Here is a 16,992-nt window from a genome sequence, read left to right on the forward strand (position 1 = left end):
TATGAGCAATGAAACAGCGAAATCACGGCTCGTGTTCGCCCTCGTGGCCGGAGCCGCGCGCCCGGTCCTGAACCTGCTGATGGGCCGCGACTGGCGGGGAATCGACAAGCTGCCCCGGAACACCGGCTTCATCGTCTGCCCGAACCACGTCACGGAAATCGACCCGCTGGTGGTGGGCCACTACCTCTACAACCAGAAGATCATGCCGCGCTACCTGGCCAAGGAGTCGCTGTTCCGGGTGCCCGTCCTGGGTGCTGCGCTGCGCGGCACCCAGCAGGTGCCGGTGGCGCGCAGCACCGGCAAGGCCGGCGCCTCCCTGGAGGTGGCCCGGGACGTCATCGACGCCGGCGGCGCGCTGATCATCTACCCCGAAGGCACCCTTACCCGGGACCCGGATCTGTGGCCGATGCGTGGCCGGACCGGAGCCGCCCGGCTCGCGCTCGAAACCGGCGCGCCGGTGGTCCCCGTAGCCCATTGGGGCGCGCAGGACGTGCTGCCCCGCTACGCACGGAAGATCCATGTCTTCCCCCGCAAGCGGGTCACCGTCCTCGCCGGCGATCCCGTGGACCTATCGGACCTGCAGGGCAAGCCCCTCACCCGCGAAGCGGTCGACGACGCCACCAACCGCATCATGGACGCCGTCACGGCCCTGGTCGCACAGCTGCGCGGGGAACAGCCGCCCGCCGAGCGCTGGGATCCGGCCGCCCATGGCCAGCCTGAAACCGGACGGAGCACCTCATGACCCCCCGCACCCAAGGCCCCGCCCGCATCGCCGTCCTGGGCGCCGGAAGCTGGGGAACCACGTTCGCCAAGATTGCGGCCGACGCCGGCGCCGCCGCCGGCACCCCGGTGGCCGTCTGGGCCCGGCGGCCGGAAGTGGCCCGGGACATCAACGAGAACCACCGCAACAGCGACTACCTCGGCGACATCGCCCTGCCGGAGAACCTCACCGCGTCCACCGACGCGGCCGAGGTCCTGGCCGGAGCCGACCTGGTGGTCCTCGCGGTGCCGGCGCAGACGCTGCGCCAGCGGCTGCGCGAGTTCCGCGGGCTGATCCCCGCGCAGGCGGTCCTGCTGTCCCTGGCCAAGGGCCTCGAGGTAGGCACCGACGCGCGGATGAGCCAGATCATCCGGCAGGAGCTCGAGTGGCCCGAGGATCAGGTCGCCGTCCTGTCCGGACCGAACCTGGCCCTGGAGATCGCCCGCGGCGAGCCGACCGCCTCCGTGGTCGCCTGCACCAGCCTGGAGACCGCAGGCTGGATCGCCGCCGCCTGCACTCCGCCGTACTTCCGGCCGTACACGAATACCGACGTCGTCGGCACTGAAATCGGCGGCATCGTGAAGAACGTCATTGCGCTGGCCGTCGGCATCTGCGAAGGCAAGCAGATGGGCGACAACACCAAGGCCTCCGTGATGACCCGCGGGCTCGCGGAGACCACCCGGCTCGCCGTCGCCCTCGGCGGCAGGGCCGAAACCCTGTCCGGGCTCTCCGGCATGGGAGACCTGATCGCCACCTGCTCCTCGTCGCTGTCCCGCAACCACACCGCCGGCCGCCTGCTGGCCCAGGGGCTGACCCTGGACCAGGTGACCGACACCATGCGGCAGACCGCAGAGGCCATCAAGTCCGCTCCGGCGGTGCTGGACCGTGCCGTCCAGCTGGGCGTCTCCATGCCCATCACCGAAAACGTGGTGGCCGTACTGCAGGGGGTGATCTCCGTGGACGAACTCGGACCGCGGCTGCTCGCCCGAGAACTGAAATCCGAAGGTGTGCACGCGCAGTGACCGAGAATCCCATCGTCCCCTCCGGCACAGGGCGGCAGCCGGCAAAGCCCCGGGTCGCGGTGCTGTTCGGCGGGCGCTCCAGCGAGCACGCCGTCAGCTGTGTCACCGCCGCCGGTGTCCTGGATGCCATCGACCGCGACAAGTACGACGTCGTGCCGATCGGCATCGCCCGCAACGGCCAGTGGAGCATCGTCTCCGAAGACCCGCACACCTGGTCCCTGCGCGCCACCTCGCTGCCCGAGGTGCTGCCCGGCAAGGAGGCCGTGGTCATCGCGGCCCGGGACGCCGGCCAGGAACTGGTGGCGCACGCGCCCGGCGAGGAGCCGCGCAGCTTGGGCGCGGTCGACGTCGTGCTGCCGCTGCTGCATGGCCCGTTCGGTGAGGACGGAACCCTGCAGGGCATGCTCGAAATGGCCGACATCCGCTATGTGGGTGCCGGCGTGCTGGCCTCCGCCGTCGGCATGGACAAGCACTACATGAAGGTGGTCTTTGAGGCCGCCGGTCTGGCCGTGGGCCCGTACGAGGTCATCACGGACCGCCAGTGGCAGCGCGACCCGGAGGCAGCGCTGACGCGCGCCGCAGCCCTCAAGCTGCCGCTGTTCGTCAAGCCGGCCCGGGCCGGATCCTCCATGGGCATCACCCGGGTCACCGATCCCGCCCAGCTGCCCGCGGCCATCGAAGCGGCGCGGGCGCACGACCCCAAGGTCGTCGTCGAAGCCGGCATCACCGGGCGTGAAATCGAAGTGGCCGTGCTGCAGGGGCGCGGCTTTGCCGACCCGCGCACCAGCCAGCCCGGGGAGATCGCCGTTCAGCCCGGCGCCCACCAGTGGTACGACTTCGAGGCCAAGTACGTGGACGGCGCCGCCGCGCAGCTCAGCTGCCCGGCCGACCTGCCGGCCGAGGCCATCGACCAGGTCCGCACCCTCGCCGCCCGCGCCTTCGACGCCGTCGGCGCGGAGGGCCTGTCCCGCGTGGACTTCTTCTACACGCCCGACGGCGCGCTGGTCGTCAACGAAATCAACACCATGCCCGGCTTCACCCCGGTCAGCATGTACCCGCAGATGTGGGCCAAGTCCGGCATGCCCTACACCGAGCTGATCGACGAACTGATCCAGCTGGCCCTGGAGCGGCCCACCGGCCTGCGCTGAGCCTGGGCCGGCCCGGCCGGGCTGACAGCTGGGCGGTTGAGCTCCCGCTGGTTGGCTCCGGCGCTAGGGGATATCCAGGGTGTCCTGCGGGCTCAGGCATTCCCCGGTGGGTTCGATCCGGGACACCGGCCCGGCCAGCTCCACCAGCAGGGTGGAGGAAGCGACCTCATTGGGGTTGAACACCACTTCCACGGCCGGCTCCCGGCCGTAGGTGGTCGCGCGCCAGACGTCGCCTTCCTCCTGCAGCAGCCAATCCACACCGTTGACGCTGGCGCAGGGCTCCGTGGTCGGGCCGGGGACGGGCACCCCGCACCGCAGGATCACCTTCGACGGGTTCCCCCAAGCCGCCGTCGCCTGGCTGTTGGTGTCCCGCAGGGGAGTCTCCGCGACTTCGACGGGCAAATACACCATGACTTCGGCGCAGGCCGGGTTCTCGGCGTCGGGAGCCGCTTCGACATCGGCGACCGGAGTGCAGCCGGAGAGCAGGGCGGCCGCGGCAAGGACACCCGCGGCGGTGGGCAAACGCTTCATGGCTTAAGCCTAGCCGCCGGGAGAGGGAGCCTTGACGCCGGGAGCGGCGGGAGGCTGTAGACTCTTACGGCGCCGACCCAGCGGCAACTCTGTTCCCGCTGGTCACAAGACCAGCAGCTATTCATCCTCGGGGGAGACCATGAGCATCCGCGACCGCCTAGCGGCCACAGCGCTGGCCGGTGCCCTCGTATTGAGCTGGGGAGCCGCCGCGCCGGCGTTTGCGCAGGACCCGCCGGCCGAAGGTGGGCCGGTCCGGAACGAGCCGTCTGACCCGCAGCCGGCCCCCGGTGTTCCGGGGACGGATGAACCGGGGCCGGACGAGCCGGGGAATTCCCCAGATACTCCGGGTGACGGAGGGGAGCAGCCGGACGATCCGGGGCTCACGGATCCGCCGCCGGCTCAGCCGGGTCCCTCCGTCCCTGCGAACCCTGCGCCCGCGCCGCCCGGCACAGCTGAGCCTCCTGTTGGACCCGCTCCCCAGAACGGCCCCTCCTACGACGCCGTTACCGGCTACTTGATCGACGCCGCCACCGGTTATCTGGTCCATCCCGCAACGGGACTCCTGATTGAACCGGGCAGCCTGCGGCTGATTGATCCTTTGACCGGAAGCTACACGGGTCTGCGCTGGGACCCGGAAACCGGCGAGGCGCTGGAACCGGAAAGCGAACCGGCCCCTGAACCAACGGCGTCGTCGACGCCTTCGTCTCCAGCAACCCGCTCCGCGCCCCCGACCGCCGCGCCCTCGCCGTCCGGCACGGAGAAAGCCGAAGCGCCGATCGAGGCAGCAGCGCACGAGTCCTCGGGCGCGGTGGGGGCGTGGCTTCCACGTGTTCTGGTCATAGTGTTGCTGGTTGGAATCGGCGCCGCGTACTACGCCAGGTTGCGTCGTCCGGTCCGTATGCACCCCGGTACCGGCAAGGAAAAGGACGGCTAAAACCAGCGAACTCCACGCCGGGGGCGGAATCGGTCTTCATTCTGAACGTCGCCGATTGAGCGTTCGCTCCCCTTCATTGGATTAGTACCTTTTGCATAAAATCTGGTTTCCTGAGAAACCCAGCAGAGAATACGTTGCAAGATCCCCGATCGGCCTGCAGGCCGAATCCGGGGTGCGTCAGACTCCCAGGCTTCCCGGCCCGGGACCGGAAGGAAACACATCTTGAGAGCAGCGCCCACCTCCTTTGAGGCAGGACGACGCCGCAGTGAAGGCGTCCAGCGGGCAGACCGGACGGCATGCCGGTGATGACGCAGGCTCAGAAAGCTCCGGCGGCGCAAAAGCCTCCCACCATCGTCCAGGTCGATCTTCGCAAGGTCAACCGGGTGGGTGCCCGCCCCCCGATGCTCGATTACCTGGTGTCCCTTTGGAACTACCGGCACTTCATGGCCTACGACGCGCGGGCACGCGTGCAGAGCGGCAACAGCAAGGACCGGCTTGGCAGCGCATGGCTGCTCCTGGATCCCCTGCTCAACGGCCTCGGGTACTTCGCGATCTTCGGCCTGCTGCTGAACTCCGGCCGGGGCATCGAGAACTTCATTGGCTACCTGATTATCGGTATCTTCCTCTTCCAGATGAGTTCCCGTGCGATCGTCAACGGCGCACGTGTCATCCGCAGCAACCAGAACGTCATCCAGGCGTTCAACTTTCCCAGGGCGACCCTCGCGGTTGCCGTGAACCTCCGGGAACTGATGGCCAACATTCCCGTCCTGGTGATGATGTTCCTCCTGATAACCCTCCTCGGGCCCGAGGAGGAAATCACTTGGCGCTGGCTGCTGATCATTCCGGTGGTCCTGCTGCAGGCGGTCTTCAACCTCGGGGTGGGCCTGTTCCTGGCGCCCCTGGTGGCCCGGCTGAACGACCTCGTCCATGCCATTTCCTTTGCGATGCGGTTCTGGCTGTTCGCTTCCTGCGTCATGTTCTCGATCGAGCGGTATGCCTCCGTTCCTGCGCTCAAGGCCGCCGTGGAGGTGAATCCCCTGTACCTGGTCCTGACCATCGCAAGGGATTCCATCCTCTACGCTCAGACGCCGTCATGGCAGTCCTGGGCGGGGCTTGCGGCATGGGCCTTCGGCGCTTTGATCCTCGGCATGCTGGTGTTCTGGCGAGGGGAGGAGTCCTATGGCCGCCGTGACTGAGCCGGGAGAGCTCGCCACATCGCCCGCCGTGGTGGTGGAGAACGTGCAGATGACGTACAAAGTGGCCGGAAAACGCGGCAAGGGTGCAGAGGGCCGCGGTCGACTCATCTCAGGGAGGACGGAAGTTTCCGCCCTCAACCCGCTGACCTTTGTGGCGGAGCACGGCGAGGCCATCGGCGTTATCGGCCGCAACGGGTCCGGCAAGAGCACGTTGATGAACCTCATCTGCGGCAAGGTGCAGCCTACCTCGGGGGCCGTCTACGCCTCCTCGACCCCGATCATGCTCGGAGTATCCGCGGCCTTGGTGCCGGACCTGTCCGGCGCGCACAACATCATGCTGGGCTGTCTGGCCCTCGGCATGACGCCGACGGAGATTGACCGCAAATACGAGTCCATCCTCGAACTGGCGGGCCTTGAAGGGTCCATCGACTTCCCCATGAGTTCCTATTCATCGGGTATGGCCTCCAGGCTGAGGTTCGCAATCGCCGCTGCCATTGATCCCGAAATCCTGGTCATCGACGAGGCGCTGAACACGGGCGACGACGAGTTCAAGGCCCGGACCAAACGCCGGATGGACCAGCTCCGCGAGCAGGCCGGCTGCGTCTTCCTGGTCAGCCACAGCCTCAACACCATTCAGGAGCTGTGCACCCGTGTGATCTGGCTGGATAAGGGGGACCTGCTGTTCGACGGAGAACCTGCCCAGGCGCTGGCCTGGTACCGCCGCTACACCAAGGAGCTCTCCTCCGGCGACCGCTTCGCAGCAGGCAAGATCCGCCGACGCATGCAGAATGACCTGCAGGCCGTGCAGATCCACCACCTGGCGCCGGGCCGGCGGAAGTCGGGGCAGGCGTGAGCATCACCCTCCGAGAGGCTCGGGCCATGCTCTGGCACCTTCGCAACGGCGGCCTCCAAAGCGTCCGTGAGCAGCAGCGCCGGCTGAAGGCTGAACGCGGCGGCCCGTCGTCGGGCATCGGCGGCCGACGGCGGCGCGGCGCCAAGGCACGTCTGGCCTTCGACCCCTATGAGCCCGAACGCCGCACCGTACGCCGATCCGACCTGACCGTCGCAGTCATCCTGGACGACTTTTCCCTGCAGGCCTTCGGCTTTGAGTGGACCCAGCTGGCGCTGTCCCGCCGCGGCTGGCGGGAGGAACTCGCTGCAGCCCGTCCGGACCTGCTGTTCGTGGAGTCGGCATGGGCAGGGAACAAGGGCCAGTGGCAGTACCAGCTCACGGGGGAGCGCGGCCCGAAGCCTGACTTCACTGAGCTGGTATCCGCCTGCCGGGCCCAGGGCATTCCGACGGTCTTCTGGAACAAGGAAGACCCTCCCCACTACGACGACTTCCTGGACGCAGCACGCCTGTTCGACGTCGTCTTCACCAGCGATGCCAACCGGCTCGAAGCCTACCGCCGTGACCTGGGGCATGACCGGGTGGATGTGCTTCAGTTCGCCGCCCAGCCGGCCCTCCACAACCCCGTTCGTCCCCGCCGGGGCTGGCACGAACGCGACGTCGCCTTCGCCGGGATGTACTTTGCCCACAAGTTCCCGGAACGGCGCGAACAGCTCGATCTGCTGCTCGGTGCGGCGGGGAAACTGAGCGAGGAAAAAGGGCTCGGGTTGGACATCTTCGCCCGCAAGGCGGGCGCCTCACCGAATTACCGCTTTCCCGCGCCCTTCGACCGCCACGTGGTCGGTTCCCTGCCCTACGACCGGATGCTGACTGCCTACAAGGCGTACAAGGTTTTCCTCAACGCCAACTCAGTGGTCGACTCTCCCAGCATGTGCGCCCGCCGCATCTACGAAATCACGGCCGCCGGGACCTCCGTGGTCAGCACTCCAAGCCGGGCGATCGAGGAGCAGTGGCCGCCGGAGGAGCAGTTTGTTGTCCGTTCTCCCGAAGAGGCAGCGGAGACCATCCTGGCACTGGCCCGCAACCCACAGCTCTCGGACCGCCAGCTGCACCGCGCCCAGCGTCGGATCTGGACTGAGCACACCTACGCGCACCGGACGGAGTCGGTGGTTGCCGCGGCGCTGCCTGCTGCGCTGCACCGTCCGGTCGCGGCTCCCTCGGTGTCCCTGCTGGTTTCAACCATTCGACCGGGGCAGCTGGAGCATGTGTTCCGCACGGTCGCAGCCTTCACCGGTCCGCGGCCGGAACTGGTGCTGTGCACGCACGGATTCGAGCTTTCCGGGACCGACCTGGACCGTCTGAAGCACAGCCACGGTGTGCAGGACGTCGTCCTGCTTAGCCTTCCGCGGACGGAACCACTCGGTGCCTGCCTCAACCTCTGCGCGTCGGCAGCGGGCGGGGATGTGCTGTCCAAACTGGACGACGACGACTTCTACGCCCCCGATTATCTCCAGGACATGCTCCATGCCCTGTCGTTTTCCGGCGCCGATGTGGTCGGCAAACAGGCGCACTACATGTACCTGGCAGCCCAGGACGCCACCCTGCTGAGGTTCCGGGACCGCGAGCACCGCTTCACGTCCACCGTCATGGGCCCGACCATCACTGCACGCCGTGAGGTCTTCCGCAGCCATCCGTTTGCACCGGTGGCGAGGGGCGAGGACACCGGCTTCCTGCGTTCCGTCAGCGGTGCGGGCGGGCGGATCTACTCGGCTGACCGGTTCAACTATGTCCAGTTCCGCGGCAGCGGAAACCATACCTGGCGGGTCTCGGACGCTGAACTGCTGGCGTCCGGGGAAATCCGCTTCTTCGGCTCACCATACGAGCACGTCACTATCTAGGGGAATAGAAACAGATGCACTCAACTCAGACCGTTGCCGTTATCGGGCTTGGCTATATCGGCCTTCCCACCGCCGCGATTCTTGCCGCCAATGGGATCAACGTCATCGGCGTGGACGTCAACGTGAACACCGTCAGCGCCGTCAACCGCGGCGAAGTGCCGTTCGTGGAGCCGGACCTGGGGGTCCAGGTGGCGGGAGCGGTAAGCCAGGGGATGCTCAAGGCGACCACTGACACTCCGGTGGCCGACGCCTACATCGTCGCTGTGCCCACCCCGTTCAAGGCGGACAAGAGCGCTGACCTCTCCTACATCGAGGCGGCGGCCCGGGGCATCGCACCCCAGCTCTCCGGCGATGAGCTGGTCATCCTCGAATCCACTTCACCTCCCGGGGCCACCAAGCACCTCGGCGACTACCTGGTCGAGCTGCGACCGGATCTGACCCTTGATCCGGCGGAGGACAAGCCGCTGATCCACGTCGCGCACTGCCCGGAGCGGGTGCTGCCCGGCCGCGTGATGATCGAACTCGTGACCAACGACCGGATCGTCGGTGGAATCACTCCCGCAGCGGCGGAAAAGGCCCGGGACCTGTACAGCGTCTTCTGCCAAGGTGAAATGCACATCACCGACGCAACCACCGCTGAAATGGCCAAGCTGGTGGAAAACTCCTATCGGGACGTGAACATCGCCTTCGCCAACGAACTGTCCGTCATCAGCGATCGGCTCGGCATCAACGTCTGGGAGCTTATCGAGCTGGCCAACCATCACCCGAGGGTGAACATCCTGCAGCCCGGCCCGGGTGTGGGCGGTCACTGCATTGCCGTTGATCCGTGGTTCATTGTCGCCAGCGCGCCCGAGGACGCGCAGCTGATCCGCCAGGCGCGGGAGACCAACGACGCCAAGCCGGGATGGGTTCTGGACCGGGTCCAGGACCTCGCCCAGGCCAAGGGTGGCACGGTGCGCGTCGCGGCACTCGGCCTGGCGTTCAAGGCGAACATTGACGACCTGCGGGAGTCCCCGGCCGTGTCGATCGCGGCCTCCCTCAGCGGACGCCTGCCGGAGGCCCGCATCGATGTCGTCGAGCCGCACATCGAGGAGCTTCCCCGTGCCCTGGCAGGCCTGGAGAACGTCGCCCTGCGCGGGGTCGAGGAAGCTGTCGAGGAAGCCGACATCGTGGTTCTGCTCGTCGACCACGATGCGTTCAAGTCCATGGACCGCAGCTGGCTTGAGGGCAAGGACGTCGTCGACACCCGCGGTATCTGGCGCTAGCGACGGAAGCGACGAGAACAGGCAGCAGGCAGGGCGGAAGCATGAACCACGCAGACGAAGAGCCGGGCTTTTCAGCGGCAGCGGCAGCACGCCGGCAGGACTACCTTGCCGACGTCGACGGCCTCATTGAGGCCTTCGAGGAGCTGAGGCTCCGCGACGTCGGGACTGCCGGACAGGCGGAGGCACTGCAGGCCGAGCTACAGAAGCTCCAGCAGGAGAACATCACCCTGCGCTCGGACCTTCGTGCGGCGCGGACGGAAGTCCAAAGGCTCAAGGCCGTCCTGACCTCGCTGCGCCGCTCGTCGACCATGCGGGCCGGCAAAGCCGTGCTGCGGCCGGCCCGCACCCTGCAAAAAGCCGCCACCGCGTTGCGCCCATCCGCGAGGAGCGCACAGGCCGGCCCGGGCGCCGGGGGGCGGGACCGCAAGCGCCCGGCAGGAACGGGTGCACAGGCACTGAAGGCGGCTGCGGTCCCGGACCAGGCCGCCCAGGCGCCCGCCCCCGTGAATCCGCATACGCAGGACGCGCTCGCTGATCCGACGCCGGCTAACCTCGCCCGTGCGGCCTCGCACGGCTACTTTGAGTTGGGCGAGATCAGCGGGCCTGCCCGGCTCCTGAAGGAGTATCCTGACGCCGCCGCCGCCCTCACCGGGGCTGACCGCAAGGCAGCGGAAGCTGTTCTTGGGCTGGACAGGCTGCTGTCGGAACTTCCCCGGCTGGCGCCCCGGCAGCCCAACCCGGGCTACCTGGCCGAGCGTGGACGCCTCATGTACTGCGCGCACAGCACGGCCGAGTTCAACAGCAACGGGTACTCCACCCGGACCGGCGCGTTGGTAGCGGCCCTGGCGGAGCACGGTATGGACGTCACGGTCACCGCCCGCCCCGGCTATCCGTGGGACGTATCCACCGACCTGCCTGCTCCCGTACGCGAACGCTTCACGCGGGACATTCTGGGCGTTCGTCACGTTTTCAATCCCGGGCCCAGCTGGACCAAACAGCCGCTGGACCGGTACTGGGCGGAAGCCACGGATGTCTACGTACGCGAAGCCCAGCGGATGCGGGCGGCCGCTATCCACTCGGCCTCCAACCATGTCACCGCCCTGCCGGCTCTCGTCGCGGCCCGGCGGCTCGGCCTTCCCTTCTCCTACGAGGTTCGTGGTCTGTGGGAGGTAACGGAGGCATCTGAAAGGCAATCCTGGGCAGACACCGAACGGTTCCAGCTTGCCCGCCGGCTCGAGACGTATGTGGCGACAAATGCCGACGTCGTGTTTGCCATCACGGAGGAAGTCAAGAACGAGCTGATCAGCAGGGGCGTGGAACCGGGACGGATCCGGCTGCTGCCCAACGGCGTGGACACGGACCGTTTTGCACCGCTGCCGCCCTCGCCCGCTATGAGGAGCAGGCTTAACGTGCCTGAAGGAGTGCCGGTGGTGGGCTACGCCGGCAGCCTCGTGCACTACGAGGGCCTCACTGACCTGCTCGAGGCCCTGGCGCTGCTTCGGAAGGACGGTGTAGAGTTTCGCGCCGTAATCGTGGGCGATGGACGTGAACTGGCCGATCTTAAAAGCCAGGCCGCCCGACTGGAACTCAACGGAGTAGTCCGCTTCACCGGGCGGGTGAACGCCGCGGACGTGCCGGAGTACGTCAGCGTCTTTGACATCATGCCCTGCCCTCGAACCAGCCTGCCGGTCACCGAGCTCGTTTCGCCCCTGAAGCCGCTGGAAGCCATGGCCGCCGGGAAGGCAGTGGTCCTCACCGATCTCGCCCCCATGCGCCTGTTCGCGGGCCCCGACCAGGACAGGGCCCTGCTGGCGCGGCCCTCCGACCCCGTCTCCCTGGCCCGCGCCCTTCGCACGCTGATTGAAGACGACAGCCGGCGCAGCCTACTGGGGCACCGCGCCCGGCTCTGGACCGTCCGCGAGCGGCAATGGAGCACCATCGGCCGTCAGGCCGCCCTAGACCTGGCCGACGCGCACACAGCAGCGGCCGCCTCCGCGCCGCGCGGCCGCAGCCTGGATACTCTGACGGTCGGCATCATCGCCGATACGTTTACCACCGAAGGGCTGCGCCCCGAGGTTTCCCTGTGTGAACTGCGGCCGGACTCCTGGCGTGCCCAGATGCAGGAGCAGCGACTCGACGCCCTGTTCGTGGAATCGGCCTGGGAGGGCCTGGACGGGGAGTGGAGCCACAAGGTCGGCTACTACGACGAGGAAAGCTTCCGGGACCTGCAGGAGCTGCTGGATCACTGTCGGTCTGAGGGAATCCCGACGATTTTCTGGAACAAGGAAGACCCCGTCCACTTCAACCGATTCCAGACCACCGCGGCGAAATTCGACCACGTGTTCACCACCGACGCAGCATGCATCCCTCGTTATGCTGCCAGCGCAGGACCGCGGACGGTGGCCTCACTGCCCTTCTACGCCCAGCCGCGGCTGCACAACCCGCTGCCGCCCTCCCTGCCCTACCGGCACACCGTGGCCTACGCAGGCTCTTACTACGGGGATCGGTACCCGGAGCGTTCGGCGGAACTCGCTGCCCTGCTTTCCGCCGCGCGCCGGCACGGTCTGACAATCTACGACCGCCAGCACCTGAATCCGGACAGCCCCTACCGCTTCCCGCCGGAACTGCAGCAGTACGTCGAAGGCGGGCTGCCGTACCTGGAAATGGTTGAGGCCTATAAGGCCCACCCCGTTCACATCAACGTCAATTCGGTGGAGGGTTCGCCGACGATGTTCTCCCGCCGGGTCGCCGAACTTGCCGCCTCCGGAACCGCCGTGCTGAGCGGGCGGGGCAGCGGCGTCGACCTGGTGATGGGCGGGCTCGTGCACACGGTGCACGGCAGCCGCGAGGCGGAGACCCTTTTGGACCGATGGATGGGGGAGGAACGGGCGAGGCTGGCGGACGCATGGCTCGCCTACCGGTTGATCCACAGAGGCCATACAGCTGCCCACAGGCTGGCATATGCCCTGCGGTGCGCCGGCCTGACCGTCACCGCCCCGGAAGCACCGCGGTACGCGCTGCGAGCGGAGGACCCGACGCCGGCCCTGATCGCTGGCCTGGAGGCCCAGACCGTGCGGCCGACGGCGGTCATCTGCCCCGTGCCCCCGCAGGATCCGGGCGATCTCCTTTTCCTGACAGAGGCCGAGGCAACGCCCGAAAGGCTCGCCCGGCTGGGCGTGCAGTGGATCGGAGATGGGCCTGGGCGGGTCCCGGACCGGACCACCTATGAAGACATGCTGACGGCCGTCCGCTTCGGGAACTGGAGTGCCCTGGGTGTCTCCGCTGATGGTTGCGATGAGCCCGGGACAGGTATTCTCGCCTACGGGCGTCCGCCGCAGGGCAGCCCGGTCCTCACCGCCGTCGGCACGGAGGTAAGCGACGGGCCCGCCGTTACGTTCCGCCGCCCGGAGTCAGGCCAAACCGTGCGATCTCCCCACGGCGCGAAGGCAGCAGCCCGGGCCGCCGGCCCCGCCTCTTCCCAGCGGGTGCTGGTGGCAGGGCACGACCTGAAGTTCGCCACAGGCATCCTCAAAAGCCTTCAAGCAGCCGGGCATACCGTCGTGGTCGATAAATGGGCGGGGCACAACCAGCACAACGAGGCGGAGAGCAAGGCCAAGCTGGAACAGGCGGACATCGTGTTCTGTGAGTGGACCTTGGGCAACGCTGTCTGGTATTCCCATAATCTGCTCCCCGGGCAGCGGCTGGTAACGCGATTCCACTCCCAGGAGCTGTTCACCCCGCACCCGAGGGCGGTCGCCATGCAGCGGGTGGACGAGGTCATCTTCGTCGGCGGACACGTGGCGGACCTGGCTGCGAGGGACCACGGGGTTCCGACACGGAAAGCAACGGTGATCCCCAACCCGGTGGCAGTGGACGCGCTGTTTCTGCCCAAGTCAGCAGAGGCCCGGTTTACGCTTGGAATGGTCGGCATCGTACCGGCCCAGAAGCACATGGACCGGGCGCTGGACCTGCTCCGGGAACTGCGCCGGGCCGATCCGCGCTACCGCCTGCGGATCAAGGGAAAGCAGCCCCGGGACTACTCCTGGATGGCGGACCGCCCCGAAGAGATGCGGTTCTACGACGAGCAGTACCGGCGGCTGGAAGAGGATCCGCTGCTGAACGGCGCGGTCCGCTTCGATGGACACGGAGATGACATGGCCGAGTGGTACCGCGGCATCGGCACCGTCATCTCGCTCAGCGACTTCGAATCCTTCCACCTGACGTTGGCGGACGGTGCAGCCAGCGCCGCTGTTCCCGCAAGCCTGCCCTGGCCCGGGGCGGACCGCATCTACCCGGCATCCTGGATCCACCCCACGATCAGCGATCTTGCGGAATACATCCGGGAGCAGACCGGCACCGAGGAGCAGTGGCGGGCCGCAGGAACGGCAGCCTCCGCCCTGGCGCAGGGTCGTTTTGCCGAAGGGCAGATCCTGCCGCAGCTCCTGCAGGCCATCCTGGGCGTCAAACGATGAAACTCGCTGGCAGGTTCCGGCACGCGGCGCTGTCAATGCTCCCCGCCGCGCCGGTCGACAAGGCCCGGGCCAGGATGCTCAGCCGAACCCGGACGATGCTGTCCCGGCCGCTCGCCGCGATTGGTGCGGCCGCCCCGTCCGCGAGCAGAAGTGGAGCTGATGAGACCACTTGGCTCCTTCACGCGGGCCAGGCACCCGACACGGGAATCACCTGGCGGGCGCCGCGTGGCGGCAAGTTCGAAGTGCACGGCCACGGACTCGTCCTGCTTGATGCAGCCGGCCGGCGCCGGGGCGAAGTTCTGGTGGACGCTGCCGGGCCGGCCCGCTTTCGTGCCTCCGGCCCGGGCCCCGCTGCCCGCCAGGCCACTCTCTTTACTGCGGCCGAGGCGGTCTTCCGGATCCGGGCGGGAAAGCTGCTGACCGTGGATCGGGGCGTAGGCACGGGACCCTCCCGCTGGCGGAGCTGGGACGGCGGCCGCCGTCTCACATACCTGATTGAGGAGCCGTCGAGTGCAGCGGGCAGGAAGAGGCTCTGCGTCGTGTTCTCTGCGATCGGCGCTGAACGCGACTTCACGTACAACTACCGATCGGCGCTGCAGGGAGTGGACGCCTACCGGGTCTATATCCTCGACGATTTCGGCACGCACGGATCCTACTACTACGCCGATCATCGGGACGTCGGGATCTTCGCAAGTGTGCAGAACCTGCTCCGCCACCTTTCGGCCCGGCTGGATGTCCCAGCGGCGGACATGACGTTCGTGGGCTCATCCAAAGGTGGAACCGCGGCTCTCGCTCATGGGCTGCGGTACGGGGCCGGCAGGATTATCGCCGGTGCCCCGCAGTGCTTCCCTGGCAGCTACCTGCGTGGGGCAGCACCGGAGATCCTCAGGTTCATCGCAGGTGATGACAGCGCAGCATCTGTGGCATGGCTCGATCGCCTGCTCCCCGACGTCCTGGAGGCAGCATCGACAACACCGACCATCAGCATCTTAGTCGGTGAAAACGACAGCCACCGTCAGATCCATGTGGAACCGTTCCTCCGGCTCGCCCGGAAAGCAGGGAAGGACGCACACGCCACCGTGGTTCAGGACCTGAGCCACCAGGACATTGGAGCGGCTTTCGGCCCCTTCGTGGACGCGCTGCTGGGCGGCGCCTCCACTGGCACACTGGTTCCATATCGCTTCGAACGGCGTCTTGATGCGCCGGGGGAAGCGCAGCTGCGGCTCTGGCTGCCGGCGGGAGAGGAAGCGGCTCTGACCCTTCTGGGGCCTGAAGGACCGCTGGGCTTCATCGAACCCTCCGCTGAGGGCTATCACCGTATGCGGATTCCAACCGACGAGCCGGTTAAGGTCCTGATCCGCCGCATTGCCGCCGGAACGGGCCGGACGATCTGCGAATTCGAAACCCGGGTCCTGAAACCGGTTTCAGGACCCAACGGCTGAATCCCATCGCCGGGGCGGCGAATCAGCCCGCAGGAACCAGGGTGATTCGGGCCGCTTCATCCCATGCCGGCAGCGGCCCGTTCCAATCTCGGAGTGCATGATCGAGGAAGCCGTTGAGGACAAGGCGGTAGGGCATGTTGTGTCCATCGGCGAAGCGTTCAACGACCAGCTGCACGTTGCCGTCTGCTGTCCGGGCCGTCTGAGCCGGCAGCTGCAGGACCTCGGCGAAGGGGGCAAGATGGGCACGCATGTGGAACTCGTCGTCGCTGTTTTGGATATAGAGCACCTGATAGTCCACGGGTGGGTCGCGGCGCGCCCGCTCCACCGCATCGCCGCGTGCTCCCAACGCGGCAAGCCCGGCGGGGGAGCCCAGCTCAGGAAACAAGGCCTGCTGGTAGGCGGAAACCGCGGTCTGCCAGTACCTGCGGATGCTGGTCTGAGGGTTGAAGGCCAGCGCCCGTGAGCCTGGTGTCAGCGCAGCCAGAGCCATTGACGCGAAGCCTCCGCCGGAGCCGCCGGCGAAAAGAATGCGGCGCGCACCCAGCTGGTCGGCCACGGCCCGCACCACTGCGGCCAGGCGGACGGTGACATCATCCCGGGCATCTCCGGTAAACCACGCGACCTCTACGTCGGGGTTCGCATCCAGCACGGGGTCCGAGAGAAACAGCAGGTTCTCGCTCCGTGACTCGACGGTGGCCAGCCATTCAAACCGCGGAAGGGAGTACTTGCTGCGTGAGAGCGCTCCGTGGCTGATGACGATCAGAGTGTCGGAGCCGCTGTTCTGCACCAAAAACCGCAGCGGGTAACGTTCTCCGAGATGCTGTCGTGGAACCACGAGGTGCTCGGTTCGCCCTGGCAGCGAGGCCTGTATCTGCCGGACATCTGTCCAACAGAGTATGGGTGCGGCATGGCGGTCATCCCGGTTCCACTCTCCGGCTGGGACACCCATGGCACCAGCCATGGCCCCGGCGAGGCGATGAAAGACGGCATCACGGGAATCCGCGGGTACCGCAACCGGCGCCCCTGGCACCTGCAGGACGTGGACGCCCAGGCGGCGCAGATAGCGGAAGTAAGGCTCGAGCACCGCTTCCTGTGACATGACTTGGCCCGAATCGGTGCCGACAGGAGGCAGCACGTAGGTCTTGTTTCCGAGCCCGTTGTCCTTTAGGAAGCGGACGAAGCGCCTGGCGGCGGATTTCCACAGCCGCAGGTGGCGGAAACTCCCCACCGGTATCGGACGCCCGTCGGTGACACCTGGGTCGTCCCGGGCCGGGGAAGGGAAACCTATGCCCGTGTCCTGAACGCCGAGCAGTTCATCGTCCAGGTCCCAGATCAGGGCGTCCAGCTGTCCGGCCTCCGCCTTAAGGCGGGAGGAGAGGAAATCTGCGGCCTCGACCGGCTGGGGCACCTTGCTGCCTCCGGCGGCGGCCCTGCGCGCATGTCGCCGCACGGCGGCAGGAGCCCAGGAAGTGAT

General features: G+C 67.4%; 12 protein-coding genes. 10 read left to right on the forward strand and 2 right to left on the reverse strand.

Annotated features, from left to right (window positions below; translation table 11 throughout):
- The first annotated feature begins 1 nt into the window (after position 1).
- From AC5RUW_RS16095 to AC5RUW_RS16105, 3 genes are read left to right on the forward strand one after another with little or no spacing between them, the layout of a single operon-like run.
- Positions 2-742 (forward strand): lysophospholipid acyltransferase family protein, encoded by a 741-nt coding sequence (locus tag AC5RUW_RS16095; RefSeq protein ID WP_494161597.1) that lies wholly within the window; start codon positions 2-4, stop codon positions 740-742.
- Positions 739-1,782, forward strand: coding sequence for an NAD(P)H-dependent glycerol-3-phosphate dehydrogenase (locus AC5RUW_RS16100; RefSeq protein WP_494161598.1), 1,044 nt, complete (start codon positions 739-741; stop codon positions 1,780-1,782). Before AC5RUW_RS16095 ends, AC5RUW_RS16100 begins: the two co-directional genes overlap by 4 nt.
- An 11-nt stretch (positions 1,783-1,793) precedes the next feature.
- Entirely contained in the window at positions 1,794-2,930 is a 1,137-nt protein-coding gene (locus AC5RUW_RS16105) for a D-alanine--D-alanine ligase family protein (protein ID WP_494161621.1), read from the forward strand.
- A 63-nt stretch (positions 2,931-2,993) separates the two neighbouring features.
- Here AC5RUW_RS16105 and AC5RUW_RS16110 read toward each other — a convergent pair whose 3' ends face one another.
- Complete coding sequence (locus AC5RUW_RS16110; protein ID WP_494161599.1) at positions 2,994-3,461, reverse strand: DUF3515 domain-containing protein; 468 nt, start codon at positions 3,459-3,461, stop codon at positions 2,994-2,996.
- A gap of 514 nt (positions 3,462-3,975) precedes the next feature.
- Here AC5RUW_RS16110 and AC5RUW_RS16115 point away from each other — a divergent pair.
- The 7 genes from AC5RUW_RS16115 (at position 3,976) to AC5RUW_RS16145 (ending at position 15,518) form a co-directional block, all read left to right on the forward strand.
- Positions 3,976-4,395: a hypothetical protein gene (locus AC5RUW_RS16115; protein ID WP_494161600.1), complete on the forward strand. Its 420-nt coding sequence runs from the start codon at positions 3,976-3,978 to the stop codon at positions 4,393-4,395.
- Positions 4,396-4,700: 305 nt separating this feature from the next.
- Positions 4,701-5,591 carry an ABC transporter permease gene (locus tag AC5RUW_RS16120; protein WP_494161601.1) on the forward strand — a complete coding sequence of 297 codons (891 nt, stop codon included), beginning with the start codon at positions 4,701-4,703 and terminating at the stop codon, positions 5,589-5,591.
- Positions 5,575-6,444 (forward strand): ABC transporter ATP-binding protein, encoded by an 870-nt coding sequence (locus AC5RUW_RS16125; protein ID WP_494161602.1) that lies wholly within the window; start codon positions 5,575-5,577, stop codon positions 6,442-6,444. Before AC5RUW_RS16120 ends, AC5RUW_RS16125 begins: the two co-directional genes overlap by 17 nt.
- A gap of 26 nt (positions 6,445-6,470) precedes the next feature.
- Positions 6,471-8,339 (forward strand): glycosyltransferase family protein, encoded by a 1,869-nt coding sequence (locus tag AC5RUW_RS16130; protein WP_494161603.1) that lies wholly within the window; start codon positions 6,471-6,473, stop codon positions 8,337-8,339.
- A 14-nt stretch (positions 8,340-8,353) separates the two neighbouring features.
- Positions 8,354-9,604, forward strand: coding sequence for a UDP-N-acetyl-D-mannosamine dehydrogenase (wecC, locus tag AC5RUW_RS16135; RefSeq protein WP_494161604.1), 1,251 nt, complete (start codon positions 8,354-8,356; stop codon positions 9,602-9,604).
- A gap of 41 nt (positions 9,605-9,645) precedes the next feature.
- On the forward strand, positions 9,646-14,076 hold the full coding sequence (locus tag AC5RUW_RS16140; protein WP_494161605.1) for a glycosyltransferase: 4,431 nt from the start codon (positions 9,646-9,648) through the stop codon (positions 14,074-14,076).
- Between the two features lie 539 nt (positions 14,077-14,615).
- Positions 14,616-15,518: a hypothetical protein gene (locus AC5RUW_RS16145; RefSeq protein WP_494161606.1), complete on the forward strand. Its 903-nt coding sequence runs from the start codon at positions 14,616-14,618 to the stop codon at positions 15,516-15,518.
- A gap of 22 nt (positions 15,519-15,540) precedes the next feature.
- On the opposite strand, the gene AC5RUW_RS16150 is transcribed toward AC5RUW_RS16145, so the two are convergent.
- Positions 15,541-16,926, reverse strand: a complete 1,386-nt coding sequence (locus AC5RUW_RS16150) for a hypothetical protein (RefSeq protein ID WP_494161607.1) — start codon at positions 16,924-16,926, stop codon at positions 15,541-15,543.
- Positions 16,927-16,992 lie beyond the last annotated feature (66 nt).

The organism is Arthrobacter sp. Y3222053 (assembly GCF_059092805.1).

Excerpts from the sequence above, each read along its gene's own strand:
- AC5RUW_RS16095 (WP_494161597.1), top strand. The coding sequence starts at position 2 with ATGAGCAATGAAACAGCGAAATCACGGCTCGTGTTCGCCCTCGTGGCC.
- AC5RUW_RS16100 (WP_494161598.1), top strand. The coding sequence starts at position 739 with ATGACCCCCCGCACCCAAGGCCCCGCCCGCATCGCCGTCCTGGGCGCC.
- AC5RUW_RS16110 (WP_494161599.1), bottom strand. The coding sequence starts at position 3,461 with ATGAAGCGTTTGCCCACCGCCGCGGGTGTCCTTGCCGCGGCCGCCCTG.
- AC5RUW_RS16120 (WP_494161601.1), top strand. The coding sequence starts at position 4,701 with ATGACGCAGGCTCAGAAAGCTCCGGCGGCGCAAAAGCCTCCCACCATC.
- AC5RUW_RS16125 (WP_494161602.1), top strand. The coding sequence starts at position 5,575 with ATGGCCGCCGTGACTGAGCCGGGAGAGCTCGCCACATCGCCCGCCGTG.
- AC5RUW_RS16130 (WP_494161603.1), top strand. The coding sequence starts at position 6,471 with ATGCTCTGGCACCTTCGCAACGGCGGCCTCCAAAGCGTCCGTGAGCAG.
- wecC (WP_494161604.1), top strand. The coding sequence starts at position 8,354 with ATGCACTCAACTCAGACCGTTGCCGTTATCGGGCTTGGCTATATCGGC.
- AC5RUW_RS16140 (WP_494161605.1), top strand. The coding sequence starts at position 9,646 with ATGAACCACGCAGACGAAGAGCCGGGCTTTTCAGCGGCAGCGGCAGCA.